The sequence below is a fragment of the Marivirga atlantica genome (assembly GCF_016734805.1).
Lineage (GTDB): Bacteria > Bacteroidota > Bacteroidia > Cytophagales > Cyclobacteriaceae > Marivirga > Marivirga atlantica.
The window spans coordinates 825,019-841,108 of the sequence record NZ_JAERQG010000001.1 but is presented as its reverse complement, the minus strand read 5'-3'; the positions used below and the strand labels follow the sequence as shown (position 1 = coordinate 841,108).

Genomic DNA, 16,090 nt, shown 5'->3' with positions numbered 1-16,090 from the left:
GTCTGAGAGCTTATGCAAACAAAATTATATTACATATTCGATCCCCTTTGTGGCTGGTGCTTCGGTTTTAGCCCAGTGATAAAAAGGCTTGAAGAAACTTATAAAGATCAAATAAGCTTCGAAACCCTCTGCGGAGGTATGATGCTAGGAGATAGAATTAAACCACTGAGTGAAATGAAGTCATATCTATCTGAAGCCATGCCCAGATTAGAAGAAATGACAGGTGTTAAGTTCGGTGATGATTATTTGAAAGTTTTAGATGACGGCTCTTTGGTGTTAGATTCTGAACTTCCGAGTATTGCTATGCTGGTTTATAAATCGATGACGCAAAAAAGTAGTGTTCAGTTTGCCAGCGCCATTCAAAATAGCCTTTACAAAAGTGGCAAGGATCTTAATAAGATTGACACCTATAAATATTTAGTTGAGGATTTCGACTTGGACTGGGATATTTTCAAACAGAAAATGGAAGACCCAAGCTACAAAACAAAAACTTATGATGAGTTTAAACTTGTAGGTGAAATGGGAATTCAGGGTTTTCCCTCAGTGGTTTTACAAGTAGATGATAAGGCTTACTTAATTGCCAGAGGCTATCGCTCATTTGGAGACATGCATGCAGTTATTGAAGAGATCATAAAAAAAGAGGAAGTTAAATAACTTCCTCTTTTGTTGATGTTTTAGCAATGATTCTTCATTTACTTCGCTAAGAATGCACTTAGCATCCAGTGATGTTTTTCCATATCCTGAATGAATGTATTAAGCATGTCTTCAGTGCCAACATCACCTATATCAATGGCAGAGTTCATGGCATCCGTTAAGAAAGACAAAAGAATTTCATAATCCTTCAGTATTTCTTTTACCATATCATCTCCTGATAAATCACTTGGTGATTCTTTGATGTTAGATTGCTCAAGGTATTCAGACAAATTGCTTAGTGGCGTATGTCCAAACACTCTAATTCTTTCTGCTATTTCATCAATGCTTTCTTTAGCAATATCATAGCGCTCCTCAAACTGCTCGTGTAAATCGAAGAAGTCCCCACCTTTAACATTCCAGTGGAAATTTCTTAACTTCTGATAGTGAAGGTGATAGTTGGCTAATAGTTGATTCATTGCTTTTACCAACTCTTCTGTTTCACCCTTCTCAAATCCTAATTTTCTATATCTCTTATTCGACATTTCGTATTTAATTTTATCTAATTCAATTTCAGAATATCAACTAAGCAGAATAGATTTAGTTCTTATAATTAACAGCTTCTTTCAAATGATCGATCGTCTCTTTACTTCTGGAAGAAACGTTATCGATTTCCTTATTTAGATTAGTTTTCAATTCATCAACTTTCTTCATTGAATCCTTATAGGTCTTGTCATATTGCTTCTTGATTTTCTTTCTTGTTTTATCTCCTTTTTCTGGAGCATAAAGTAAACCAGCAACTGCACCAGCTAATAAACCTAAACTAAAACCTGTAAATACTTTCATTCCGTTATTCATAGTGATATATATTTTATTGTTAAAAGTTTCTTTCTTGTATATACTTTAAAACGCACCTAATTGTTACATTTTTTAACAATATTTTATATAAATTGTCAAAATTATTAACAATTTCACTATGATTGGTAAGAATTTACGCTACTTGCGCGATAAAAAGGGACTGAGCCAAACCGCTCTGGCAGAAGCACTTGATCTAAAAAGGGGAAATATTTCATCCTATGAAAAAGAATTGGCGCAACCTAGTATTCAAAGTTTAATAAGGATATCAGCATATTTTGATGTTTCAGTGGAAGACTTGGTAAAGCGTGATTTGTCAGTGGAAGTAATAAAAGAGGAGAATTTGTTAGAGAAATTCTCGCACCACACAATCGTTCAAAACTTAAAAGGTAAATTATCACAATTTGCAACAGCACATAGTGAAGAAAAAGTTGAGAAACTTAAATCTCAGAATAAGGAAATCGCAAAAATGATTGAAGGCTTTCAGGCTTTTCATGAGTATCGCATGAAAAACTTCTCTATGAAAAAATCAGATATTGAAAGCCTATCACATGACTACAAAAACCTATTATCCCTTGTAGATACTTTGCTTAAAGCGAATAGTGATTTAATAAAATTGGCTGAACGTTAAATTAATTATTATTGGTCACAAACTCCTGCCATTCTCTAAAAGCTTCTTCTTTCATCACTTTAGCCATTTTAACTTGTCCACCTTTTTTCTTATTGGCATCGTTCCAATCCAGAAATGTTTGAACTGGCACAACATCTACTTTAATGTCTTTTAAAGCTTTGTTTCTGGCAACTTTGTAATTCTTGTTGCTGTCTTTCAAATGATCATCTAAAAAATGAGTCAATTTTTTATGATCTACATTAGTGCTATCGTTCTCAGCACCTAAATACCAATGATGTATATAATCATCACCTTCACGCACTGCTGCTACAGTGAACTCCTTTATATTTATCTCAAACTCTTCATTAATAGCACTAATCGCATCGTCCATTTTATTTACAGACAATTGTGAGCCTACGACATTAAGAAAGAATTTGGTTCTACCTGTAATCTTGATTTCCGCTAATTCTTTATTTGTAAAAGCTACTGTATCACCAATCATGTAGCGCCACGCACCAGAAACTGTAGAAATAATTAGTATGTAATCAACACCTTCCTCCACTTCTTCTATTGATAATGCCTTTGCATTTGGATTAATAGCTCCGTCTTCTGTAATGCTATCGGAAGTAAATGGCACAAATTCAAAATACACACCATTATCATATATCAACTGCATGGCATCAGTATCGGGCCTTATCTGTGTGGCCAAATAACCTTCTGAAGCAAGATAGGTATCAATATATTGAACGGGCTTTCCAAATAGTTTCTCAAAACTCTTCTTGTAGGGATCGAGGGCAACCCCTCCACTTGTGTAAACTGCCAAATTAGGCCATATATCATGTATATTATCAAGCTTGTGATATTCTATTACCTTCTGTAACATTAGCTCAATCCACGAAGGAATACCTGACAAACTACCGATGTCCCAGTTCTTAGCATTTTTAGCAATTTCAGCTACTCGTTCATCCCAATCGTTGATAGCGCTAATTTCCGAACCTGGCTTGTAAAAACGATCGAACCAATTAGGAATATTATAGGCACTAATACCGCTAATTTCTCCTTCCAGGTGTTCATCCACTTTATTCAGGTCCGTACTAGAACCTAACATTAGTATCTCCTTATCATAAAAAGACTCCGGTAAGCCCTTAAAGTTGGACAAACTCAATATCTGGTGTATACCTCCATTTCTAATACTTTCCTGCATTTCTTCTGTAACAGGTATGTGTTTGCTGGTGCTGGTAGTGCCTGAGCTTACAGCAAAAAACTTCACTTTTCCAGGCCAACAGATATCCGGTTTACCCTCATATGACTTGTGCCACCAGCGCTCATCAATTTGATCGTAAGTATGATAAGGCACTTCAGCTTGAAAAGCTTCTTTTGTGTTATCCAATTTTAATAGAGATTTAAAGCCATGAAATTTACCAAAAGAAGTGTCCTTTGCTTTTTCGAGTAAATGTTTCAGTACTTCTTTTTGAGCTTCAACAGGTGTTTTTCTGTTCTGAAATTTGCTACCTACCTCAATAGCAGATTTGATGAGGTTCCCGATAATTTCCATTAATGATTTTGGCTTGTTTTAGAAATAATACTTCTCAATGGTTTTAGCAACACCGTCCTCCTTGGCCAAATCAGTTACTTCATTGGCAACAGATTTCAATTCTTCTTTGGCATTGGCAACTGCTACACCATTTCCTACAGCCTTTAACAGTTCAATATCATTAAAGTTGTCACCAAAGGCCATTATCTCCTTCAAGTCGATATTTAATTTCCTTTCAACAAGAAGACTAAGAGCACTCGCTTTTGAAATTTGTTTGGGAGCTATTTCCAGGTAAGTATCTTTTGATCGATATAAGTGCAGAGGTGCGTTTTGATCTTCTAACTCATTAACGACATGATCTATCTTATCTGAGTCACCCATGAGCATAATTTTATGAGCTCCCAATTTCTTTTCCGACCACATATCAACAAGCTGCTGATTAGCTAGAATTGTGGCTTTCACTTTGGTATTATTCTCTTCCCTCGCGGTCCAAAAATCTGACTCAGGTGCAAACCAACTATCTTCAGCATAAATACTGGTGTGTAATGAAAGTATTTGGGTAGTTTGAATAATTCTATGGAGCCATTCATATTGTATTTCGGTAGATGATAGCACTTCAATCTTATCATCCTGATCAATAATATAGCCTCCATTGTAGCAAATAAGTGGCTGAGTAGTAATACCTATTTCCTGTTGCAAATGCCGCATAGCTGCAGGCATTCTTGAAGAGGCCAGTATGATAGGAACATCATCCTTAATTTTTTGAAATGCTTTAATTGTTCTTTCTGAGAGTCTTCTTTCAGCATTTAAAAGTGTACCGTCAATATCGGTACAAATGGCCTTCCACATATTACATTCTATTAATTAGATGACTGGATTTATTTCCATTTAACTATTCTAAGTTCATTCTCCTCACGATCTTTCATAAAAGGAGGCAAGTTCTCAACTATTTCTTTTTGTAGGGCTTCAACCAATCGCTTTTTCAAGTAATCTCTTTTCAGGACAATGGTCACTTCTCTAAAAGGTGTTGGCCTTTTAAAAGAGTAAAGCTTTTTCCTATCTACTTCATTAAGATCTAAAGTGGCGAGTTCAGGGAGCAATGTTACACCACCCTGTTTATCAACCATTCTTTTGAGTGCCTCTAAAGAACCACTCTGATAGTTAAGTATATTCTCAAGATTTCTATTCTGACAAATATTAAGTACTTGCTCACGAAAGCAATGACCTTCATTTAAAAGCCATAACCTATCAACCTCTAAATCTTTATCGCTTAGTTCAGCACCTTCATCAAAATTAAGCCCATCAGCGTATGCTAGAAATTTTTCATAATAAATAGGTATTTCTCTAATTGAGGGATCATCCACCGGTCCAACAACAATTCCAACATCTATCTCTTCTGACTTGAGTTTCGCTAATGTGTTCTCAGTTAAAGATTCTTCTACTGACAGCTGAATTTCAAGATATTTTTTAAGAAAACTAGTAGCAAATAATGGGATAAGATATGGAGCAACAGTTGGTATTATACCTATCCTCAATGAGCCTGATACTATATCTCTTTGATCATCGATGAGCTCTTCCATTTTTTTAACCTCATTCACAATTTTGCGTGCTTGAAGTAAAATAGTTTTACCCAACTCGGTAGGAATTACAGGCTGTCTGCTTCTATCAAAGATTTTAACTCCCAAATTATCCTCCAGTTTGCTTATTTGCATACTTAAAGTGGGCTGGGTGATAAAACAATGATCAGCTGCTTTCCCGAAATGTCTGAATGTATCTAGCGCAATAATATATTCAAGCTGTGATATCGTAGCCTTCATGCGGTATTTTTAGTTTGGCAAGTTAACAATCTAATGACAATAGTTAACAATTGTAAAAACTGCTTTGTGTTTTGAATAAACATGATTCGTCAAATTTAGTTAGCGTTATTTAGAATTAATCCAATTATTCATAAATTTGCAATCGTTATAAAATTCAAATCATCACTTATGAAAAAAATATTGCTTTCACTTGCTATAATAGGCCTTTTTGCCGCCTGTACCAGCAATAATAAATCAGAGAATGAGGCTAAAGAATCTAAAGGAGAAGTTAATGTTTACACACACAGGCATTACGAAGCAGATCAAAAGCTCTTTGCTGAATTTGAAAAGAAAACTGGTATAAAAGTCAACGTAGTAAATGCGAACGCTGATGAACTCATTCAGAAGATGACACTCGAAGGAGAGAATTCTCCTGCCGATGTATTAATCACTGTAGATGCTGGCCGTTTAGATAGAGCAAAAACTGCAGGATTATTGCAATCAACTAAATCCAGCAAGCTAGATTCTATCATTGCTCCAAACTTAAAGGATAAGGATAATCAGTGGTACGGCCTAACCTACAGAGCAAGAGTAATTGTTTACAATCCTGAAAAAATTGAGGCTGAAAAAATAAGCACTTATGAATCTTTAGCAACTGATGCTGTAAAAGATAAATTATTGATAAGGTCTTCATCAAACATTTACAATCAATCATTAATGGCATCAATCATTGCTTATGCTGGCGAAGAAGGTGCTTTAGCTTGGGCCGAAGGTGTTGTAGGAAATATGGCTAGAAACCCTAAAGGAGGCGATAGAGACCAAATTAAGGCTATAGCTGCAGGAGAAGGTGATGTAGCCGTTGTGAACACTTATTACCTTGGTAAAATGTTAAATTCTTCAAGTGAAGAGGAAAGAGAGATTGGTAAGTCGGTTAATATAGTATTCCCTAATCAAGATGGAAGAGGCACACACATTAATGTTAGTGGTGCTGGTGTGGCACGTTATGCTCCTAACAAAGAGAATGCAATAAAATTTATTGAGTTTATGGCTTCCAAAGAGGCACAGCAAATATTTGCCGAGGCTAATTATGAGTACCCGGTAAATGAGAGCGTTGAATGGGCTGAAACCTTAAAGAATTGGGGCACTTTCAAGAAAGACTCGTTAAGCTTAACTACGCTTGGCGAAAACAACGAAGTAGCTGTTAAGCTATTTGACATTGCTGGCTGGAAATAAGAAGTGCAGAATAAATTCCGAAAATTATTTTATAGGTATGCCAATGGCTGGACGGTAATTCTTCTATTACTTGCCCTGCTCATTGGCTTACCTATTTATACACTCCTCTTTAAGCTATTTGATGGTAATAGCTCAGGCGAAGTATGGTCTCACTTGGTTGATACTGTACTGGCCAATTACATAGTCAATTCTGTAGGGTTAGTAATTGTGGTAAGCATATTAACATTACTAATCGGTGTTTCTTCTGCCTGGGTGGTTAGTGTATGCGATATACCATTCAGAAGACATTTTGAATGGGTACTTATTTTACCCCTTGCCATACCTTCATACATAGCCGCTTACACTTATGCAGGGATATTTGATTATACAGGTCCTATCCAAACCTTTTTAAGAGACAATGGCTGGATAGGCGTACAATATATAGACATCATGAATTTTTGGGGAATAGCTGTGGTTATGTCACTTGTTCTTTTCCCGTATGTATATGTGGTAGCCCGATCAAGCTTTATCAATCAGTCAGCCACTTTATTGGAAGCCTCCAGAATATTAGGAAGTTCATCGACCAAGACTTTCTTCAAAATAGCCTTACCTATCACCCGGCCTGCCATTATTGGTGGTCTTTCATTGGTGCTAATGGAAGTCCTAAATGACTATGGAGCAGTAAAATATTTCGGTATTAATACCTTTACTACAGGTATTTTCAGGGCATGGTTTAGTCTTGGTGATCCTGGTGCAGCTATTAATCTTTCTGGCATACTCATGCTGTTTATCTTTATGCTGATAAGTGTAGAAAGATGGCAAAGAGGGAAAAATGTACTAGATGAAGGAGGACACACCGGCAGGCATTTAAAACGATACCAATTAAAAGGCTGGAAAAAAGTAGCTGCTTGGCTCATTTGTTTTATTCCGTTATTTTTAGGCTTTATAGCCCCTGTTTTTCAGTTAATACTATGGTCGGCTCAAACCATTCATAAAATCATAAACCCTGATTTTATGATGTTGATGCTTAATAGCTTCGGTTTAGCCCTAATGGCTGCCTTTTTATGCGTGGCCATTTCGCTCGTTATTCTATATGCTGTCAGAATCAATCCCTCTCCATTTTTTAAATTATTATCTAAGCTTGTTTCTTTAGGGTACTCTATTCCCGGAGCAGTTATAGCTATTGGTATTATGATTCCCATGCTTGGCTTCGATAAAATTTTAATTGAATTCTGGTCCAATACATTTGATACCAAAATAGGTCTAATATTTAGTGGCACCCTGTTTGCGTTAACTTTTGCTTATGTAGTACGCTTCTTAACAGTAGCCATAAACCCCATTGATGCAGCCTTTAAAAAACACAGTAATTCAATGGATGAAGCAGCTCATTCATTAGGTGCCGGTTCTATCAAAACCCTGTGGAAGGTTAATTTACCTCTAATTAAAAGCGCACTAGTTTCCGGAGGAATTTTAGTTTTTGTAGACATACTTAAAGAACTTCCGTTAACGCTAATATTAAGACCTTTTAATTTTCATACGCTAGCCACAAAGGCTTATGAGCTAGCTAGTGATGAAATGGTCGCAGAATCTGCAACACCATCGCTCATAATTATTTTGATAGGCGTAGTACCTATCATTCTTTTAAACCGATTAATGAAAACTCCTTCAAAAGATGGAAGTATTATCGATAAAAAACCTTAGTAAAAAGTTTGGTAAAAAACTGCAGTATGCCGTTCATAATGCCAACCTAAGTCTCGAAAAAGGCGAATTGATGGCCTTGGTAGGTGAAAGTGGTAGTGGAAAAACTACGCTCTTAAGGTTAATTGCCGGTTTTGAAGAAGCGGACACAGGAGAGATCTCCATTAATGGCGATAAAGTTGTTGATGACCACCTGAACATAAAGCCAGAGAAACGCAAAATAGGAATGGTCTTTCAGGATTATGCACTTTTTCCGCATTTTACGGTTTCAGAAAATATTGCCTTCGGTTTATCAAAAAAACAATTCCCCAATAAAAAAGAACGTATTTCTGAGGTTCTTGAAATGGTAGGCCTAAAAAGCTTCGCCAACAGATATCCTCAAAATTTATCAGGTGGCCAGCAACAGCGTGTTGCGCTGGCCAGAGCGCTTGCACCGCAACCAGGTGTTATTTTGCTTGATGAACCCTTTAGCAATCTAGATGCTGTTTTAAAAGATCAGGTAAGAGAAGAGGTTAGAAATATTATTAAGAAAGCTGGTGCTACTGCTCTATTTGTAACGCATGATATGCGTGATGCTCTCTCATCCGCTGATAGAATAGCTATCTTAAAAGATGGTAAAATACAGCAAGTAGGTACCCCGCGTGAGCTTTACGAGAAACCAAGAAATTTATATGTAGCCAACTTCTTTGGTAAAATTAACGCCATGAATGCAACTGCTGCCGATGGCTCGTATAAGTTAAAGTCTGGTACCATACATGCTGTTAATCCACCAAAAAATGGTGAACTATTGATAGCCATCAGGCCGGAAAATATCGATATTTCATTAAAACCTTCAACAGATAGCTTTGAAGCTAAAGTAGTGCTTGCTCAATATTTTGGTGACCATCAGCAGGTTCATGCTGATATTGGTGCTGAAGCTCATATTGTGATTCATGCTCATGAAAAAATTCTCTTTCATAAAGGAGACACTATCTATTTAACATTTAATGCGGAAAAAATTCATGTTCTGGATACTTGCTGGTATCCTGGCTTGGTAAGTTGATTAGAAATTTGCTTAACTTAGTTTTAAACGCAATTGAAACTAAGTTAATACATGTCTGAACCTGTCAAGAAAGAAATATTACAAAGAGCCAAGAACATTCTTGATGAATACCTTAACGATCAAGGCCTAAGAAAAACGAGTGAGCGCTATGCCGTACTTGAAGAAATTTATAGGCTTCCTCAAGATGAGCACATAGATGTTGAATCTCTATTTCTCAAAATGCGCAATAATGAATACACCATTTCGCGTGCTACTGTCTATAATTCAATAGATCTATTAGTTGATTGCGGCTTAGTGGTTAAGCACAATTTTAAGGATAAGAATGCGCTTTATGAGCCTGCCTTAACCTATGAACATCACGATCATTTAGTATGCAATAGTTGCTTAAAAATTAAGGAGTTTCTTGATCCTGATATTGAAAACATCAAAAAAAGAGTTGGTAAATCTTTAGGATCGGCCATTAATTTACATTCTTTAGTTTTCTATGGTGATTGCACCATTACAAACTGCGAAAACCTTGAAAGAAAGAAGGTTGGCTCTGAAGCTTAGCTTGATTTTGTATTTCCAAAAGCCATCTATTATCATTAGAGTAGAGCCTAAAAATCTCTTTTGACCATTATAATTGTAACAAAACCATCCGCTAAATGATTATTATAGTATGATGCAATTACAAGAAACCATTCAACACTTGAATAGAATTGTGGGCAACATAGCTCAGGTTAATGCTCAAACAGACGGCATGAGCTATGAAGATTTTAGAAAAAACGAGCCCGTGAAAGAAACAGTTTATGAATATCTGCAAGAAATTGGTCAAGCAGCTCGTGAGCTTTCAAACAATCAAAAATTACCAGATGATATAAATTTGGAGCCCTTAATTGCCCTCAGAAACGCAAGGTACAATCAAGAGGCAGAAACTGGTCATCAGCAGGTTTTCAATATGCTTGCTGACTTAAGGACAATAGGTGACCAAATAGAGAAATCAGATTTATACCAAAATAATATTTCATAATGACAATAACTGTAAATCCCGTAAACTTTAACATTAGTAAAGACTTAATTACTAGAGTCGAAAGTATTTTCGAAAATGTAGATAAGTACAATGATCAACTTGTTGGTCTTGATATATACCTCAAATCATTATCAGAAACAGATTCTGGTGAGAAAATGGTAGAGGTAAAAATCTTCTTACCAGGTAAAAACCTCTTTGTAGCTGAGAAAGCTGATGATTTTATTTCTGCAGCACAAGAAGCCGTTGAGGTGGTAAAAAGAGTTGTAAGAAAGGAAAAAGAAAAGGTAAAGGATAGGCATCAGCCACGTCCTGATAAGGTTTAATATTAATAAAAAAGAGGGCTTAGCCCTCTTTTTTATATTTAGGTATCTTTAAGATAAAAGTAGTACCCTTATCAACTTCAGATTGATAAGTCAACGTGATATCTAAAAGCTCAGCATATTTTTTTACAATAGAAAGACCTAAACCGGTTGAAGATTCACCATTGGTTGGTTTAGCACTAAGTTTTTGATACTTGTTAAATATAAGACGTTTGTCCTGCTCAGTTAGCCCTGGACCTTCATCCACCACTTTTACAACCACTGCCTGCTGATCGTCAAAAACCTCCACCCACACTCTCGTTTCCTTTTCTGAAAACTTAATGGCGTTAGAAATTAAATTTTCTAATATCTGGGTGAAGTACAAATGATCGCTGTATATAATGGTATTAACAGGAACTTGATAAATCAGCTCTATCTTTTTGTTTTCTGCCTGATTTTTAAAGTTGTTTGCTAGCTCAGCAACCAAATTTTCAACATTGATCTCTTCCTTAATAACCTTCATCCGGTCCTCCTCTAATGCATCAAAGTCAAGAATTTTCGAGATCATATTATTTACTCTTTTTGCAGCATCCTTTATCTGATTGATAGTTTCTGTGCTTTCTTTATCGAGAGTTGATTCACCAAGTGAAAGCACTTCCACCAAACCTTGAATTTGATTTATTGGAGAGCGTAAGTCATGTGCGAGAATTTTCACTAAGCTGTTTTTTTCTTCATTTAAGGAGGTGAGTTGTAGATTCCTATTGAATAACTGCTCGTTTTTAGACTCTATATTTCGTTGCTGAGATTCCACTTTCTTATTCTGGGTCAGCAAAGTTTCAGCTATTTTTTGCTGTCTGTAATATTGAAATGCTATAATACCTATCAGGATAACCATTGCCACTAGAGCAATCATCAGATAAATTCTTTGCTGCTTTTCTTTTTCTAGCAGCTGCTCTTTCAAAATAAGTTGCTCATTTTGAAGTTCCTTTTCTTTAGTCAGAAGAGATGTCCCTAGGTTATGACCGCCATAAATATTTTCAATAAACTCAAATAATTCTTCACCTATGTAATTTGAGGTTATTTCTGCTAGCATCTCTCTCGACTGCGGATCCATTAAGAAGCTATCCATTCTCACTTTCCATTTTGATGCTTTCGGAAACATAAAGGCATAACCATTACCTCTTTTAGTAAAGAAATTTTGCCTGGTTAAATTACCTCCATTCTTTATTAACATCAGGTAGATGGGCAAGTCTATAAAGCCGAATCTGTTATCGGCTTTGCTAACTTCATTCAAAACATTTTTATCACTATTAATATAGTGTATGTTAAAGTCCACCTGAAGCTGATTCTTAAGTTCAAATAGAAACTCCTCATAGGTAGTACCACTAATAGTGACGGCTTCCATTTGAGACAAAGTTTTATTGACCTCATCAAGTGTTTTGAGAATAGGTGTACCCTCACTTGATACTAATACGGTAAAATCAGCCAGATAAGGATGTGAAAAATCGACCTTTTCTAGTCTTTCTGGTGTAATAGAAAAGGCAGATACACCAACATGATTGTCATTAGATGCGGCTTGAATACGATCAATAATATTACCGAAACTATCAGCCTCAATCCAGTTTAATCGTAAATTAACTCCATATTTATTCGCTAAATAAGACTTATACTCATTAAGTATATCATATTCAATCCCTGTTAATTCTCCTTTTTCATTCTTATAAATAAATGGCTTTGAAACAAACCAGAAGAGGTTCAACTCAACAGTATCTTCCGAATTAAACATTTCATGATCAGTAGCGATTACAGGCTCTGCAGAAGATAAAGTCTGCATCCCCATCATTAACATGAAATATAGAACGAAAACACTCCTCATTGATTAATAAAACTGATTAGATATATAGTTTAATTGATTAATAATATAACACAATATTTGTTGTCTACACCACATTAATTTGATAAACCTGCAGTCTCAGTAGAACTTTGCTTTTAAAAAGATTACAATAAGCTTAATTTTGCCATTCAACTACTAACGCTATGCTAAGAAGACCACGTAGAAATAGAAAATCAGAAACTGTAAGAAACCTGGTTGCTGAAAACAGCCTGAGTACTAATGACTTCATCTTTCCATTATTTCTTTTAGAAGGTGAAAAACAAAAAATAGAGGTAGACAGTATGCCTGGCATTTACAGGTTAAGCGTAGACCATATGTTAAAGGAAATTGAAGAATGCATGAATCTAGGAATAAAGTCCTTCGATATTTTCCCTGTAGTTGCTGAAAAGCATAAGGATAAAATGGCTACCCAAAGTGCTAATCATGATTTCTTCTATTTAAAAGCCTTGAAAGAAATTAAGGAGAAATTCCCTGAAGCCTGTATAATGACCGATGTTGCCATGGATCCATACAGCACTGATGGTCATGACGGAATAGTAGATGAACATGGAAACATTCTAAACGATGAGACACTCGAGATACTTGGCGATATGGCCTTAGCACAGGCTGAAACAGGCATTGATATTATTGGCCCTTCAGATATGATGGATGGTAGGGTTGAGTATATTAGAGATACGCTTGATGATAATGGCTTTGAGCATGTGTCGATAATGAGTTATACGGCCAAATATGCTAGTGCCTTTTACGGCCCTTTTCGGGATGCCCTTGATTCAGCACCTAAGTCTGGAGACAAGAAGACCTATCAAATGAATCCTGCCAATAAGCATGAAGCACTTATTGAGGCTGAACTTGATGCTGATGAAGGTGCGGATTTTCTTATGGTAAAACCTGCATTGGCCTATTTGGATGTTATCCATTTGCTAAAAGAAAACCACGAATTACCTATTGCTGCCTATAACGTAAGTGGAGAATACAGCATGATTAAAGCAGCCGCTGCAAAGGGTTGGCTTGATGGAGAACGTACCATGATGGAAAGTCTCTTGAGTATAAAAAGAGCAGGAGCGGATATTATTTTGAGCTATTTTGCCAAAGAAGCTGCTAAGCTGATAAAATAAATGGAGTAAGTATCACCTTTTTTTTGCGTTAGCGTTAAAGGCTATAATTCCTGAAAATTAAGGGAATTAATTTCTATGAAAACTCAAAAATTAACGAAATCACATGACCATAGCCATGAGGATTTATCTGAAACAAATTGGCCTATTGTAATTACTATATTGACCGTAATGGTAGCTTTCTTGATTGCCTTTTATCTTTTGTTTTAATTAAAAATGGCCTACCGCATGGTAGGCCATTTTTATTAGAAATCTTTAAATGTATTGCTCGCCTTTCTTTTGCTTAACGCTATTTACAATTTCTCTAATTTCTTTCTCAGCATTCTTTCGGCATATAAGGATTACCCCGTCCTCTTCAGCTACCAGGTAGTCGCTTAGGCCATCAACAACAACCAACTTTGATTGATCAATATTGATAATGTTTCCTTTTCCGTTAAAGCATAAGGCATTATCTGGCTTGGCATTATCCGATTCATCCTTTTGACGTATTTCATGCAATGACTCCCAATTACCTAAATCTGACCAACCTATATCAGCGAGTAATACATAAACATTTTCTGCCTTTTCCATAATACCAAAGTCAATGGAGATACTAGTGCATTGGGTATATGCCTTGTTTATAAAGAGGCGTTCATTTCCCTTATAATAATGTTCCATGCCTTCCGAGAAAATCTCGGAAAGATCTGGCAGATATTGCTCAAAGGCTGAGATAATACTTTTGGCAGACCATATGAAAATGCCTGCATTCCATACAAAGTCACCGCTTTCTAGAAATTTCTTAGCCAAATCTAACTCCGGCTTTTCCGTAAAGGTTTTTACCTTTTTTACTACAGAAGAATCAGGAATATACTGGATGTAGCCATAACCAGTCTCAGGTCTGTTTGGATGCATACCAAGAGTAATCAGTGTATCTTCTTTTTCGGCATGATCTAAGGCCACTGAAATTGTATGCTGAAAAGCATCCTCTTTTAAAATCAAATGATCAGCCGGTGCTACCACCATTGTAGCTTCAGGATCCTTAGAGGCAATCTTATATGCCGCATATGCCACACATGGAGCTGTATTTCTCTTGTTGGGCTCTAACAATATTTGTTGTTCACCTAATTCTGGAAGCTGTTCTTTAACCAAGTCATCATAAGCCTCATTTGTAACTATGTAAATATTCTCTGAAGGGATTTGAGAAGCAAAACGCTCATAAGTCATTCTTAACAATGATTTCCCAACTCCTAATAGATCGTGAAATTGTTTCGGTTTTGCGGTTGTACTAACAGGCCACAAGCGTGTGCCTGTTCCTCCCGCCATAATTACAACATACTGGTTAGTTTTCATCTATAGTTGATTGTAGGTAGTTCAAGTTGAGTTAGATCAGGCAATGCCTTCTTTTAATAAATCGTGTAAATGTACAAAACCTATTGGTTTGCTTTTGTCTACGACTACTATGTGCGTAATGTTTTTAGACTGCATAATCTCCAACGCTTTCACTGCATATTCATCTTGCTCCAATACAATAGGTGACTTTGTCATAAAATCTGCCGCTATGGCTTTATCAAAATTAGCTTCTTTTTCCATCAGCCTTCTTAAATCACCATCCGTGATAATGCCCACAAGGTTTCCTTTAGCATCTACTACTGAAGTTGCTCCAAGTCGCTTAGCGGAAATTTCAAAAATAACTTCTTTAAAATTTGAGCTCTCTTTTACGATGGGAAGTTCATTCTGATTGAGCAAATCATTTACTTTCAAATAAAGTTGTTTACCTAAAGATCCGCCAGGATGATACTTAGCAAAATCGGAAGATGTAAAATCTCTTGCCTCTAATAAACATACTGCAAGAGCATCTCCTAAAGCTAAATGAGCTGTGGTACTGGTAGTAGGTGCCAAATTATGTGGACATGCCTCCTGACCTATGGTGGCATTTAAAACATAATCAGCCTGCTCTGCCAGGTAAGAATTTGTATTACTCACCAAACCAGCCAATTTATAGCCTCTTCTTTTTAGCAGAGGAACAAGCACCTTAATTTCTGGAGTATTGCCACTTTTAGAGATACATATCACAAAATCATCAGCTTGCACCATTCCTAAATCACCATGAATGGCATCGGCAGCATGAAGGAACAGTGATGGCGTTCCTGTTGAATTTAATGTGGCAACAATTTTCTGTGCGATAATAGCACTCTTACCAATTCCGGTTATTACAACCCTACCTTTTATTTCAAGAATTTGACTAACACATTCCTCAAAATCCGTATCCACAAAGTCAACCAATTTACTGATGGCATTCGCTTCATTAATCAATACATTTTGAGCTATTTTTTTAATATTTTTTCTTAAATTCAAAGTATCTGGCATTAAGCGTTTATTTTTGACGTAAAGATATGTAATTAAGTATTTAATCAAGCAAT

Annotated in this window: 17 protein-coding genes; 9 read left to right on the top strand and 8 right to left on the bottom strand. The window is 36.1% G+C overall.

Going from position 1 to position 16,090, the window contains the following annotated elements; all coding sequences use genetic code 11:
• The first annotated feature begins 12 nt into the window (after window positions 1-12).
• Window positions 13-654 (top strand): DsbA family protein, encoded by a 642-nt coding sequence (locus tag JKP34_RS03745; protein ID WP_201917846.1) that lies wholly within the window; start codon window positions 13-15, stop codon window positions 652-654.
• 38 nt (window positions 655-692) lie between these two features.
• Here JKP34_RS03745 and JKP34_RS03740 read toward each other — a convergent pair whose 3' ends face one another.
• On the bottom strand, window positions 693-1,175 hold the full coding sequence (locus tag JKP34_RS03740; protein ID WP_201917844.1) for a Dps family protein: 483 nt from the start codon (window positions 1,173-1,175) through the stop codon (window positions 693-695).
• Between the two features lie 55 nt (window positions 1,176-1,230).
• Window positions 1,231-1,488, bottom strand: a complete 258-nt coding sequence (locus JKP34_RS03735) for a YtxH domain-containing protein (RefSeq protein WP_201917842.1) — start codon at window positions 1,486-1,488, stop codon at window positions 1,231-1,233.
• Window positions 1,489-1,606: 118 nt separating this feature from the next.
• Between JKP34_RS03735 and JKP34_RS03730 the strand changes: the two genes are divergently transcribed.
• Window positions 1,607-2,116 carry a helix-turn-helix domain-containing protein gene (locus JKP34_RS03730; RefSeq protein WP_201917840.1) on the top strand — a complete coding sequence of 170 codons (510 nt, stop codon included), beginning with the start codon at window positions 1,607-1,609 and terminating at the stop codon, window positions 2,114-2,116.
• Between the two features lies 1 nt (window position 2,117).
• On the opposite strand, the gene JKP34_RS03725 is transcribed toward JKP34_RS03730, so the two are convergent.
• The 3 genes from JKP34_RS03725 to JKP34_RS03715 are packed head-to-tail and all read right to left on the bottom strand — an operon-like array spanning window position 2,118 to window position 5,446.
• Window positions 2,118-3,650 (bottom strand): GH3 family domain-containing protein, encoded by a 1,533-nt coding sequence (locus tag JKP34_RS03725; RefSeq protein WP_201917838.1) that lies wholly within the window; start codon window positions 3,648-3,650, stop codon window positions 2,118-2,120.
• Between the two features lie 18 nt (window positions 3,651-3,668).
• Window positions 3,669-4,478: a Cof-type HAD-IIB family hydrolase gene (locus JKP34_RS03720; protein WP_201917836.1), complete on the bottom strand. Its 810-nt coding sequence runs from the start codon at window positions 4,476-4,478 to the stop codon at window positions 3,669-3,671.
• A 29-nt stretch (window positions 4,479-4,507) separates the two neighbouring features.
• Window positions 4,508-5,446 carry a hydrogen peroxide-inducible genes activator gene (locus JKP34_RS03715; RefSeq protein WP_201917834.1) on the bottom strand — a complete coding sequence of 313 codons (939 nt, stop codon included), beginning with the start codon at window positions 5,444-5,446 and terminating at the stop codon, window positions 4,508-4,510.
• 168 nt (window positions 5,447-5,614) lie between these two features.
• On the opposite strand from JKP34_RS03715, the gene JKP34_RS03710 reads away from it, so the two are divergent.
• From JKP34_RS03710 to JKP34_RS03685, 6 genes are all read left to right on the top strand, one after another.
• The gene (locus tag JKP34_RS03710) at window positions 5,615-6,658 is read left to right on the top strand and encodes a Fe(3+) ABC transporter substrate-binding protein (RefSeq protein ID WP_201917832.1); all 1,044 of its coding nucleotides are present in this window, start codon (window positions 5,615-5,617) and stop codon (window positions 6,656-6,658) included.
• Window positions 6,659-6,661: 3 nt separating this feature from the next.
• On the top strand, window positions 6,662-8,338 hold the full coding sequence (locus tag JKP34_RS03705) for an ABC transporter permease (RefSeq protein WP_317193646.1): 1,677 nt from the start codon (window positions 6,662-6,664) through the stop codon (window positions 8,336-8,338).
• Window positions 8,310-9,377 (top strand): ABC transporter ATP-binding protein, encoded by a 1,068-nt coding sequence (locus tag JKP34_RS03700; protein WP_201917830.1) that lies wholly within the window; start codon window positions 8,310-8,312, stop codon window positions 9,375-9,377. The genes JKP34_RS03705 and JKP34_RS03700 overlap by 29 nt, the downstream gene beginning before the upstream one ends.
• A 51-nt stretch (window positions 9,378-9,428) precedes the next feature.
• Window positions 9,429-9,926: a Fur family transcriptional regulator gene (locus JKP34_RS03695; protein WP_201917828.1), complete on the top strand. Its 498-nt coding sequence runs from the start codon at window positions 9,429-9,431 to the stop codon at window positions 9,924-9,926.
• 109 nt (window positions 9,927-10,035) lie between these two features.
• Window positions 10,036-10,386, top strand: coding sequence for a hypothetical protein (locus JKP34_RS03690; protein WP_201917826.1), 351 nt, complete (start codon window positions 10,036-10,038; stop codon window positions 10,384-10,386).
• Window positions 10,386-10,709, top strand: coding sequence for an HPF/RaiA family ribosome-associated protein (locus tag JKP34_RS03685; protein WP_201917824.1), 324 nt, complete (start codon window positions 10,386-10,388; stop codon window positions 10,707-10,709). The genes JKP34_RS03690 and JKP34_RS03685 overlap by 1 nt, the downstream gene beginning before the upstream one ends.
• Before the next feature lie 19 nt (window positions 10,710-10,728).
• Here the strand turns inward: JKP34_RS03685 and JKP34_RS03680 are convergent, their stop codons facing one another.
• Window positions 10,729-12,561 carry an ATP-binding protein gene (locus JKP34_RS03680; RefSeq protein WP_201917822.1) on the bottom strand — a complete coding sequence of 611 codons (1,833 nt, stop codon included), beginning with the start codon at window positions 12,559-12,561 and terminating at the stop codon, window positions 10,729-10,731.
• Between the two features lie 161 nt (window positions 12,562-12,722).
• Here JKP34_RS03680 and hemB point away from each other — a divergent pair, with 161 nt between their 5' ends.
• Entirely contained in the window at window positions 12,723-13,694 is a 972-nt protein-coding gene (hemB, locus tag JKP34_RS03675) for a porphobilinogen synthase (RefSeq protein ID WP_201917820.1), read from the top strand.
• A 252-nt stretch (window positions 13,695-13,946) separates the two neighbouring features.
• On the opposite strand, the gene JKP34_RS03670 is transcribed toward hemB, so the two are convergent.
• Entirely contained in the window at window positions 13,947-15,020 is a 1,074-nt protein-coding gene (locus JKP34_RS03670) for a mannose-1-phosphate guanylyltransferase (RefSeq protein ID WP_201917818.1), read from the bottom strand.
• 36 nt (window positions 15,021-15,056) lie between these two features.
• The gene (locus tag JKP34_RS03665) at window positions 15,057-16,025 is read right to left on the bottom strand and encodes a KpsF/GutQ family sugar-phosphate isomerase (RefSeq protein WP_201919295.1); all 969 of its coding nucleotides are present in this window, start codon (window positions 16,023-16,025) and stop codon (window positions 15,057-15,059) included.
• Window positions 16,026-16,090 lie beyond the last annotated feature (65 nt).